Source organism: Chlamydiota bacterium (genome assembly GCA_012729785.1).
Classification (GTDB): domain Bacteria; phylum Auribacterota; class Tritonobacteria; order UBA1439; family UBA1439; genus UBA1439.
Genome location: JAAYCL010000026.1, coordinates 1 through 10563 on the forward strand (window position 1 = coordinate 1; position 10563 = coordinate 10563).

Annotated in this window: 11 protein-coding genes and 2 tRNA genes; 12 read left to right on the forward strand and 1 reads right to left on the reverse strand. The window is 68.5% G+C overall.

The features are described from left to right. The first annotated feature begins 255 nt into the window (after positions 1 to 255). The 12 genes from hypE (at position 256) to GXY35_06155 (ending at position 10408) form a co-directional block, all read left to right on the forward strand. Positions 256 to 1251, forward strand: coding sequence for a hydrogenase expression/formation protein HypE (gene hypE / locus GXY35_06100; GenBank protein NLW94148.1), 996 nt, complete (start codon positions 256 to 258; stop codon positions 1249 to 1251). 40 nt (positions 1252 to 1291) lie between these two features. Beyond that, complete coding sequence (locus GXY35_06105; GenBank protein ID NLW94149.1) at positions 1292 to 1639, forward strand: hydrogenase maturation nickel metallochaperone HypA; 348 nt, start codon at positions 1292 to 1294, stop codon at positions 1637 to 1639. Beyond that, positions 1636 to 2295, forward strand: a complete 660-nt coding sequence (hypB, locus tag GXY35_06110; GenBank protein ID NLW94150.1) for a hydrogenase nickel incorporation protein HypB — start codon at positions 1636 to 1638, stop codon at positions 2293 to 2295. The genes GXY35_06105 and hypB overlap by 4 nt, the downstream gene beginning before the upstream one ends. A 110-nt stretch (positions 2296 to 2405) precedes the next feature. Then, complete coding sequence (locus GXY35_06115) at positions 2406 to 2615, forward strand: twin-arginine translocase TatA/TatE family subunit (protein NLW94151.1); 210 nt, start codon at positions 2406 to 2408, stop codon at positions 2613 to 2615. Then, entirely contained in the window at positions 2590 to 3357 is a 768-nt protein-coding gene (gene tatC, locus GXY35_06120) for a twin-arginine translocase subunit TatC (GenBank protein ID NLW94152.1), read from the forward strand. The genes GXY35_06115 and tatC overlap by 26 nt, the downstream gene beginning before the upstream one ends. Positions 3358 to 3388: 31 nt before the next feature. Further along, a tRNA-Ala gene (locus tag GXY35_06125) sits at positions 3389 to 3464 on the forward strand. 59 nt (positions 3465 to 3523) lie between these two features. Further along, on the forward strand, positions 3524 to 4393 hold the full coding sequence (locus GXY35_06130) for a decaprenyl-phosphate phosphoribosyltransferase (GenBank protein NLW94153.1): 870 nt from the start codon (positions 3524 to 3526) through the stop codon (positions 4391 to 4393). 47 nt (positions 4394 to 4440) lie between these two features. Next, complete coding sequence (locus GXY35_06135; GenBank protein ID NLW94154.1) at positions 4441 to 5424, forward strand: SDR family oxidoreductase; 984 nt, start codon at positions 4441 to 4443, stop codon at positions 5422 to 5424. After that, a complete protein-coding gene (locus GXY35_06140; GenBank protein ID NLW94155.1) occupies positions 5421 to 7127 on the forward strand; it encodes a flippase-like domain-containing protein in 1707 nt (568 codons plus the stop codon). The genes GXY35_06135 and GXY35_06140 overlap by 4 nt, the downstream gene beginning before the upstream one ends. A 2-nt stretch (positions 7128 to 7129) precedes the next feature. Next, positions 7130 to 8110 (forward strand): flippase-like domain-containing protein, encoded by a 981-nt coding sequence (locus tag GXY35_06145; protein ID NLW94156.1) that lies wholly within the window; start codon positions 7130 to 7132, stop codon positions 8108 to 8110. Next, a complete protein-coding gene (locus tag GXY35_06150) occupies positions 8107 to 9411 on the forward strand; it encodes an NAD(P)/FAD-dependent oxidoreductase (protein NLW94157.1) in 1305 nt (434 codons plus the stop codon). Before GXY35_06145 ends, GXY35_06150 begins: the two co-directional genes overlap by 4 nt. A 16-nt stretch (positions 9412 to 9427) precedes the next feature. Beyond that, positions 9428 to 10408 carry a tRNA 4-thiouridine(8) synthase ThiI gene (locus GXY35_06155; GenBank protein ID NLW94158.1) on the forward strand — a complete coding sequence of 327 codons (981 nt, stop codon included), beginning with the start codon at positions 9428 to 9430 and terminating at the stop codon, positions 10406 to 10408. A 53-nt stretch (positions 10409 to 10461) separates the two neighbouring features. Here the strand turns inward: GXY35_06155 and GXY35_06160 are convergent. Continuing rightward, positions 10462 to 10548, reverse strand: a tRNA-Leu gene (locus GXY35_06160). Positions 10549 to 10563: the final 15 nt, after the last annotated feature.

Here is a 10563-nt window from a genome sequence, read left to right on the forward strand (position 1 = left end):
ATATACTGACAAGTTTTCGGTTCGGCCCCCTAGGGGGCCAAGGGAAGATGCACTCTCCACGGAGTGAATCTCAAAACCGGACATTTTAACTTTGCTAGAAATAGGACATTTTAACTTTGCTATTACAGGCGGCCTCTCGGGGATGGCGAGGCCGCCTGATCTGTGATATGCTCCCCGTGCGCGGTCGTGCTGCAACGTATTGATCCGGCAACGGTTATGTAGAACGTCTTGAATGCGCAACGGGTTGCGATCGGGATGGGGGGGGGCGGGAGGCTCGCCGCCGAGCTGATCGAAGAGGTGTTTCTCGCCGGCTACGGCAACGAGCTTCTGAACCGGCTCGACGACGCTGCGGAGGTCGAGTTCGGCCCCGCGCGCCTCGCCTTCACGACCGACGCCTTCACCGTCAAGCCCCTCTTCTTCCCCGGCGGCGACATCGGCCGGCTTGCCGTCTGCGGCACGTCGAACGATCTCTCCGTGAAAGGTGCGCGCCCGCGCCATCTCTCCGCCGCGTTCATCATCGAGGAGGGGTTCCTCCTCGACGAGTTGCGCCGAATCGTCGGCTCGATGCGCGCGTCGGCGACGGAGGCGGGCGTCGAGATCGTCGCCGGGGACACCAAGGTGGTGCGGAGGGGCGAGGCGGACGGGATCTTCATCGTCACCGCGGGGGTGGGGGAGCTGATCGAGGGGATGGATATCTCCTGCGGGGCGGCGCGCCCCGGCGATGCGATCATCGTCTCCGGCGCGGTGGGGTGCCACGGCGCGTCGATATTGAACGCACGGGAGAAACTCGGTTTCACGCCGGCGATCGTGAGCGACGTCGCCCCCGTGCGCGGGATCGTCGAGGCGCTCGAGCCGGCGGCCGCCGCCGTGCACGCCATGCGCGATCCGACGCGGGGCGGACTCGCCAGCGCGCTGAACGAGATCGCGGCGGCGTCCGGGGTGTCGGTGCGGATATTCGAGGACCGGGTGCCGGTCGCCCCCGGCGTGCGCGCCTGCTGCGGGGTCCTCGGGCTCGATCCGCTCTACATGGCGTGCGAGGGGCGGGCGGTCATTGTCGCCGACCCCGCCCGCGCGGGGGAGATCCTCCGGCTCGTCGCGAAAACGCCCGGGGGGAGGGGCGCCGCCCTGATCGGCGAGGTGACGGGGCGGCGCCTGGAGCCGGGGCTCCCGCCCGTGGCCGTGGAGACCGGGATCGGCACGAAACGTTTCCTTCCCCTTCTCGACGGCGAGCCGATCCCCCGGATATGCTGAACGCCGTGAAACGTCCCGGGTGGCGCGAGGGGGGGAACGGATGCACGAGCTTTCCGTCGTGCGGGGGATCCTCGGGATCATCGAACGCGAGCGGAAGGCGCGCGGCTTCTCGAGGGTGAGATCCGTCGAGGTGCAGTGCGGGCACTACTCGTGCATCACGGAGGAGTCGCTCCGTTTCTGCTTCGAGGCGGCGGCGGTCGAACCGCATCTGCGGGGGGCCTCGCTCAGTCTCGTGAGGCTGCCCGCGCGGTTCGAATGCCCGGCGTGCGAGGCGGAGTTCGACGCCTCGAAGACCGAGCCGGAGAGGTGTCCCGCTTGCGGCGCTCCCAATCCGTCGCCGCGGATCGTGTCGGAGATCCTGGTGCGGTCGCTGGAGGTGGACCGATGAAGATCAGGTTGATGGACCGCGTCCTGGAGGCCAACGACGCCTGGGCCCGGGAGAACCGGAGGTTCCTCGCCCCGCGCGGCGCGGCGATGCTCAACCTGATCGGCTCCCCGGGGGCGGGGAAGACGGCGCTCCTGGAGAAGACGATCGAATCGTTGGCGGGGCGGCTCCCGGTCGCCGTGATCGAGGGGGACGTCGCGACGAGCCGCGACGCGGAGCGGATCGGGAGGAGGGGCGCCCCCGTCGTCCAGATCAACACCGGGGACGGGTGCCACCTCGGCGCCAGCGCGGTGCACGAGGCGCTGAGGGAACTCTGCGCGACGCATGCCCCGCGGCTCGTCTTCGTCGAGAACGTCGGCAACCTCATCTGCCCCGCGGAGTTCGACCTCGGGGAGTGGGGCAAGATCGCGGTGTTGAGCGTGGCGGAAGGGGACGACAAGGTCGAGAAGTACCCGCTCCTCTTCTCCCTCTCGCGGGCGCTCGTGATCACGAAGCTCGGCATGCTGCCGCACACGAACTTCAGGATGGCGGAGGCGGAGCGCTGCTTCCGCAGGGTCAACCGGAACGCCCCGATCATCCCCCTGGACAGCGTGACCGGGGACGGATTCGGGCCGTGGATCGATTTCGTGGAACGCGCCGCGGGAACCGGTCGCGTCTGAGCGGGGCGCACCCGGCGCCGCGGGTCCGCGGCCGGCGACGGAGGATTCCCGGGCCGTTCGCCGTCCGTATCTGCTACACTGGTGCGGAACCCAAGGGAGGAGACTGCGGCATGAAGACGATTCCTTTCGCCCTCTGGACCCCGGGGCTCCCGGAACTGATCGTCATCCTCTTCATCATACTGCTCCTCTTTGGCGCCCGGCGCCTCCCCGAGACGATGCGCAGCCTCGGGAAGGGGGTCAAGGAGTTCAAGAAGGGGATGCGGGATGCCGAGGGGGGAGGGGAGGACGGCGCGGATGAGAAGCGCCCCCCCGCTTCCTGACGCGGCCGCCGGGGAGAAGCCGTTCCTCGACCACCTCGAGGATTTGCGGAGGACGCTGATCAGGGCCCTGTGCGCGTTCTTCGCCGTCTTCCTCCTCTGCGTCCCCCTGACCCTGCGCGGGTGGACGATGCGAATCCTGAAACGCCCCCTCGCCGCGGCGACCGCGGGGGGCGCCGCCGCGACGCTCCCGACGCTCGCCCCGGCCGGCGGCTTCTCCGTGGCGATGAAGATCTCCCTCGAGAGCGCGCTGGTCCTGTCGCTCCCCCTGCTGCTGCTGATCGTGGGCGGCTTTGTCCTCCCCGCCCTCACGCGCCGCGAACGCGGCCTCTTCGCCCCCGCCCTTGCGTGCGGCGCGGCGCTCTTCTACGCCGGGATCCTCTTCGGCTACTTCACGACGCTCCCGTGGGCGCTGGGCTTCTTCTGGGGTTTCAACCGGATGATGGGGATAGAGAATCTCTGGACGATCAACGAGTACGTCGCCTTCGCGAGCCGCCTGCTGCTCGCCTTCGGGCTCGTCTTCGAGTTCCCCCTGGTCGTGCTCATCCTGGTGAAGGCGGGCATCCTGAGCCGACAATCCTTGAGCGGGAAACGGGGCTATGCTATAGTAATCATCTTCGTGCTGGCGGCCGTTTTGACCCCCGGCCCGGACGCCGTGACGCAGTGCCTGATGGCGGCGCCGCTGCTGCTGCTCTACGAGGCGTGCATCTGGGGCGCCCGGCTGATCGAGCGGAGAGCGGGATGAGCGGCCGGCCGCGGGTTGTTACAGCGCGTGTGGGGCAGTAGCTCAGTTGGGAGAGCACCACGTTCGCAACGTGGGGGTCGAGGGTTCGAATCCCTTCTGCTCCACCATTTCTTCTGCACGGGCGGCGCGCCCTATCCTCGGGCGGGCCCCGTCCCGGGAGCTCCGTATGCTGCGCGTGCTGATCGAGGCGATGCGACCCCGGCAGTGGGTCAAGAACCTGATCGTCTTCGCGGGGCTCCTCTTCTCGAAACGGTTCCTCCATGCGGGGGATCTTGTTACCGCCTGCGCGGCGTTCGCCGTCTTCTGCCTCCTCTCCGGCGTCGTCTACCTGGTCAACGATATCGCGGACGCCGCCGAGGACCGGCAACACGCCCTCAAGAGGCTCCGCCCGGTCGCCTCCGGGAGACTGCCGCGGGGCCTGGCGGCGGTCTTCGCGGCGCTCATCGCGGCGCTGTCGCTTATCGCCGCCCGCGGCATCGGCCCGGGGTTCGCGGCCACGGCGCTCGGCTACCTCGTCTTGATGCTCGCCTACTCGCTCTTCCTGAAGCACGTGGTGATCGTCGACGTCCTCGCGATCGCGGTCGGGTTCGTGCTGCGCGCCGCGGCGGGGGGCGAGGCGATCGCGGTCGAGATATCCCCGTGGCTCCTCATCTGCACGATCCTGCTCGCCCTCTTCCTCGCCCTCAGCAAGCGCCGCCACGAGATCGTGCTGCTGGAAGGGAACGCGCCGCTCCACCGCCCGATCCTCGAGGAGTACTCGACAGGCCTCCTCGACCAGATGATCGCGGTGGTGACGTCCTCGACGCTGATGGCCTACGTCCTCTACAGCCTCTCGCCGCGCACGCACCGCGAGGTGAGCGCCCGGCTCTATCTGACGATCCCGTTCGTCCTCTACGGCATCTTCCGCTACCTGTGGCTGGTGCACCAGAAGGAGGAGGGGGGGAGCCCGGAGACGACGCTCCTGTCGGACCGTCCGCTGCTCGCCGACATCGTGTTGTGGGCTGCGGCGGTGGGGGCGCTGCTCTGGATGGAGTGAACCGCGGCGGGGGCGCCGAACAACCGAACGACGAAGGATCCGACCGGATGAAGAAGACATGCGTGGTGACGGGGGGCGCCGGGTTTCTCGGCTCCCACCTCTGCGACCGCCTGTTGCGGGAGGGGTTCGCGGTCATCTGCATCGACAACCTCCTCACCGGGAGCGTGAGGAACATCGAGCATTTGGCGGGGAACGAGGCGTTCACCTTCATCAAGCAGAACGTCGCGGACTACCTCTACATCGCCGGCGACGTCCATTACATCTTTCACTTCGCCTCCCCCGCGAGCCCGATCGACTACCTCGAGTACCCGATCCCGACGCTCAAGGTCGGCGCGCTCGGCACGCACAAGACCCTCGGCCTCGCCAAGTCCAAGGGGGCCACCTTCATCCTCGCCTCGACCTCCGAGGTCTACGGCGACCCGCTCGTCCACCCGCAGCCGGAGACGTACTGGGGGAACGTCAATCCGATCGGTCCGCGCGGCGTCTACGACGAGGCGAAACGCTTCGCCGAGGCGATGACGATGGCGTACCACCGGTACCACCGCCTCGACACGAAGATCGTGCGCATCTTCAACACCTACGGGCCGCGGATGCGGATCCGGGACGGGCGGGTGGTCCCCGCCTTCATCTGGCAGGCCCTCCGCGGCGATCCGCTCACCGTCTTCGGCGACGGCTCCCAGACCCGCAGTTTCTGCTACGTCTCCGATCTGATCGAGGGGATCTTCCGGCTCGCGATGTCGCACCTCAACGATCCGGTCAACATCGGCAACCCGCGCGAGATGACGGTGAACGACTTCGCCCGCGAGATATTGCGCCTCACCGGGAGCCCGGGCCCGATCGTGTACCGCGAGCTCCCGGTGGACGATCCGAAGGTGCGGCAGCCCGATATCGGCAAGGCCCGGCAGCTGCTCGGGTGGGAGCCGCGGGTGCCGCTCGAGGACGGGCTGCGCGAAACGATCGCCTACTTCCGGACGGTGCTGGAGGAGGAGCAGGCGTCGGGGCGGCGCGGTTCGGGAGGCGGCGGACGATGAACAACGCGGGAACGCCGTCGCTCACGGTCTTCTTCCCCTGCTACAACGAGGAGGAGAACGTCGAGGCGCTCGCCGTCGAGGTGGACCGGGTCGTCGGGGAGATCGCCGACGACTACGAGGTGATCATCGTGGACGACGGCTCCACCGACCGCACCGGCGGGATTGCGGACCGGATCGCGCGGGAGCGGCCGCACGTCAGGGTCATCCACCACCCGCGCAACCTCGGCTACGGCACCGCCCTCCGGACCGGCTTCGCCGGCGCCCGGAAGGAGCTCGTCCTCTACACCGACGGCGACTGCCAGTTCGACATCCGCGATCTCCGCAAGCTCCTCCCCCTGATGCGCGAGGGGGTGGACCTGGTGGTCGGCTACCGTGAAAACCGGCAGGACCGGCCGCTCAGGAAGATCGTGTCGCGGGTCTACAACGCCATCATCCGCCTGATCTTCGGGCTGCGGGTCCGCGACATCGACTGCGCCTTCAAGCTCTTCAGGAGGTCGGTCTTCGACAAGGTCGAGATCCGCTCCGAGCGGTTCCTCGTGGACACCGAGATCCTGGTCAAGGCGAAGCGGGCGGGGCTCACCATCGTCGAGACCCCGGTGACGCACCTGCCCCGCACGCGCGGCGCCTCCAGCGTCTCCCCCCGCGACGTCTTCCGCACGCTCCGCGAACTCTCGCACCTCTGGCTCCATATCTTCATGGTGAACTGGAAGAAGCTGATCCTCAGCTCGCTGGTGAGTCTCGGCTTCATCGGGCTCTTCGTGCGGCACCTCGACTACCGTCTCTTCACCCGCGAGATCGGGAGGGCGGACAAGGGCCTGATCCTTCTCGGCCTCGCCGCGTACGGGCTCTCCTTCTGGTTCAGGAGCGTCCGGTGGAAACTCCTCCTCCTCCCCGAGGGGAGATTCCGGATCGGCGCGCTCTTCTCCGGGATCGTCATCGGCTTCATGGCCAACAACGTCCTCCCGGTGCGGATGGGGGAACTGGTGCGGGCCTACGACTTCGGCCGCAGGCAGCGCGTGTCGAAGAGCCTCTGCTTCGCCACGGTCGTCGTGGACAGGATGATGGACGGCCTGACGCTCATCGCCTGCCTCGCGGCGATCCTGATGTTCGCGAGCTTCCAGCCGATCGTGAACAGGATCTTCGTCCTCGGGCTCCTCACCTTCTTCTCGCTCTTCATCGTCCTCTTCTACCTCGTCGCGGGCAAGAGCCCCGGCAGGGAGACCGGGATCTACCGCGCCGTCGACAACCTCGGCCGGCGGTACCTGAAGACGGAGGGGCAGTTCGTGATCTCGAACTTCATACGGGGACTCGAGGCGCTCCTCCAGGAGCGGCTGATGCTCGCCGCCTTCGGCGTGTCGCTCCTGGTCTGGTTCGCCGAGGCGGGGATGTACGCCTGTTTCATCCGCGCCTTCGACCTCGTCCTGCCTGCCTGGGCCCCCCTCTTCGTGCTCTGCATCGTCAACCTCGGCCTGATCGTCCCGTCGATCGGCTACGTCGGGACGTTCGAATGGTTCTGCAAGGCGGCCCTCCTCCAGTTCGCGGCCTACGCCGTGGATCCCGCCCGGGCCGCCGGCTACTCGCTCGCCCTCCACGCGACGCAGTATATCCCCGTCACGCTCCTCGGGATCGTCTTCTTCATCCGCCACAACTTCGACGTCGTCAGGAGCCGTGACGAACTCCGCATCACGGAGCTGGGGGACTAGGGATGAGATGGGGCAGGTACCTCGGCTGCGCCGTCAGCGCCGTCATCATCGTCGTCATCGCCTTCACCCTGCGCGGCGAGTGGGGCAAGGTCGGCGAGAGCCTCCGCGGTTTCGACCCCCGCGTCCTCGGCCCCGCCGTGCTCCTGTACCTGTGCGGTTTCGCCCTCCGGGCCGTGCGCTGGCAGTGCATGCTCGCCCCGCTGAAGCGGATCGGCTTCAACAGCTCCTTCGTCGTGGTGATGATCGGGTTCATGGCCAACAACATCCTCCCGCTCCGCATCGGCGAGTTCGTGCGCGCCTGGGCCCTGAAGCGCAGGGAGGGCGTGAGCGGCAGCGCCGCGTTCGCGACCATCGTCGTCGAGCGGGTCTACGACGGCCTGACGCTGGTGGGGCTCTTCGTCTTCGTCCTCATCTTCAGCGCCGCCTCGCCCGAGGTGAAACGCTACGCCGCGTTGAGCGCGCCCGTCTTCCTCGCCGCCTACGGCATGCTCCTCTACGCGGCGTTCCATGAGGAGCGGGCGTCGCGGTTCCTCAAGCGGCTGTCCGGTCTCGCCCCGCGGGCGGCCCGCGCCCGCCTGGAGGCGCTCGTCGACGCGTTCATCCCCGGCCTGCGGTTCCTCTCCTCGTGGCGGAGCCAGGCGACCGTCGTCGCCCTCTCCCTCGCGACCTGGCTGATGGAGGGGTGCGTCTTCTGGATCGTGATGCGCGGCTTCGCGATGGAGGCCCCGTTCCACGCCGCCTTCTTCACCCTGGTGATCGTCAATATCGCGATCATGGTGCCCGCGGGGCCGGGCTACCTGGGCACGTTCGAGGCGGCGGCGGTCGTCGCGCTCGCCCCGTTCCGCGTCCCCGACAGCGCGGCGGTCAGCTACATCCTCGTGGTCCACCTCCTCCAGTACGTCTCCGTCACCGTCCTGGGGCTCTGGTTCATGAACGCGAGCGGATGGAGTTTGCGGGAGATCGAGGAGGCCGGGAAGGAATGAAGGCGGTCGTCATCGGCGGCGGGATCACCGGCCTGAGCGCCGCGTACGCCCTCGCGAAGCGGGGCGACGAGGTCACGCTGCTCGAGCGGGAGGGGCGGGCGGGGGGGCTCGCGGGGTCGTTCCGCGTCGGGGGGGTCTGGCTGGAGCGGTTCTACCACCACATATTCAAGACCGACACCGCGATCCTCGGCCTCATCGACGAGCTGGGCCTCTCCAAACGGCTTCTCTGGCGGCCGTCGTCGATCGGATTCTTCCACCGGGGGGCCGTGCACCCGTTCACCACGCCGTGGGACCTCCTCCGGTTCTCCCCGCTCCGCTTCGCCGATCGGGTGTGGCTCGGCCTCGCGGTCCGGCGGTTCCAGCGGATGGAGGAGTGGGAGGAGCTCGACGGCGTGACGTGCGCGGACTGGTTTTCGGCGCAGGTGAGCCCCGCGGCCTACCGGACGGTCTGGGAGCCGCTGCTGCGCCTCAAGTTCGGCGACGCCGCCGGCCGGATCCCCGCGTCGTGGATCTGGGGGAGGATACATCCGCGGGCCCGGTCGAGGAGCAGGGGGGGGATGCGGGAGGAGCTCGGCTACCTCGAGGGGGGATTCGAGCTGATGCTGGAGCGGCTGAAGGAGGCCCTCGCGAGGCGGGGGGTGCGGCTGCTCGAGGGAACGGCCGCCGAGTACATCATCAGCGAGCGGGACCGCGCCCGCGGTGTGGTCGCCGGCGGCCGCGAGCTGTTCTGCGACTCGGTCGTCTGCACCGCCCCGATCCCGGCGTTCCTCGCGATCGCCCCCCCGCTCCCGCGGGACTACGCCGATGCCCTGGCCGGGATACGCTACCAGGCGGCGGTCTGCCTGGTGCTCGAGTGCGCCGAAGGGGTGAGCCCGGTCTACTGGCTCAATATCAGCGATCCCGCCGTCACCTTCGGGGGGCTCATCGAGCACACCAACTTCGTCTCCCCGGCGCGGTACGGCGGGAGCAGGATCGTGTACCTGTTCAACTACGTGCGGGAGGACGATCCGCTGTTCAGGATGCCGGCGGAGGAGTACTACGCCTTCCACGAGGAGTCGTTGAAGCGTGTGAACCCCTCGTTCCGGCGGGAACAGGTGAAGGGGATGCGCCTCTTCCGGGCCCCGCACGCCACCGTCGTCTACACGCTCGGCTACCGGAAGGCGATGCCCCCGTTCGCCACACCGGTGAAGGGGCTCTACCTGGTCAACACCAGCCAGATCTACCCGTACGACCGCAACATGAACAACTGCGCGGCGCTCGGGGAGCGGTTCGTCTCCGAGACGATCCTCCCGCGCGCCTGATTTTGGCGGCGCCCCCATGACCAGAGCCATCGGCCTCTTTTCCGGAGGCCTCGACAGCATCCTCGCCGCCTGCGTGCTCGCGGAACAGGGGATCGAACTGACGGGGATCTGTTTCGAGACGCCGTTCTTCGGCGCCGGCCGCGCCCGCGAGGCGGCGCGGAAACTCGGGATCCCCCTCCGCGTGGAGGATATCACCGCCCCCCATCTCCTCGTGCTGAAGCGCCCGCGGCACGGCTTCGGCTCGGGGATGAACCCGTGCATCGACTGCCACACCCTGATGGTCTCCCGGGCCGGCGAGCTGATGCGGGAGGAGGGGTTCGATTTCGTCTTCACCGGCGAGGTGCTGAACGAGCGGCCGATGTCGCAGAACAGGAGGTCGCTGAAGATCGTCGAGACGCAGTCGGGGTGCGCGGGCCGCCTCCTGAGGCCCCTGAGCGCGCAACTCCTCGACGAGACGATCCCCGAGAAGGAGGGGAAGGTGGACCGGGCGCGCCTCCTCGGCATCTCCGGCCGCTCCCGGAAGCCGCAGATGGCGCTCGCCGAGAAGTTCGCGATCGCCGCCTATCCCCAGCCCGCCGGCGGATGTCTGCTGACCGATCCCGGCTTCGCCTCCCGCCTGAAGGAGCTTCGCGACCGGGAGGGGCTCGACGACGTCCGGGGGCTGCACCTGCTCAAAATCGGAAGGCACTTCCGCCTCCCGGGAGGGGGCAAGGCCGTCGTCGGGCGGAATGAGCGGGAGAACGCGCGGCTGGAGGAGCTCGCCCGAAAGGGGGACGCGCTGCTCCGGCCGAAGAATGTCCCCGGACCGGTCGTGCTCGTTCCCGGCGGGGCCGGCGCGGCCGACCTGGAGGAGGCCGCGCGCGCCTGCGCGCGTTACAGCGACGCGCGGGAGGAGGACGAGGTGCTGGTCGTCGTGGCGGCGGGGGGGGAGGAGATGACGCGTCGCGTCAGACGCCCCGCCCCCGCAGCCCTCCGGCTGATCCGCATCGGCATCTGACCGCGTGCGGACGTCTTCTTTGTTCCTTTCCCGGAGACGAGCGACGGCAATTGTGGTGCCGCGGGAGGGAATCGAACCCTCATGAGCGCGAGCTCACACGATTTTGAGTCGTGCGCGTCTGCCAATTCCGCCACCGCGGCGGGTGGTGCGGGCGT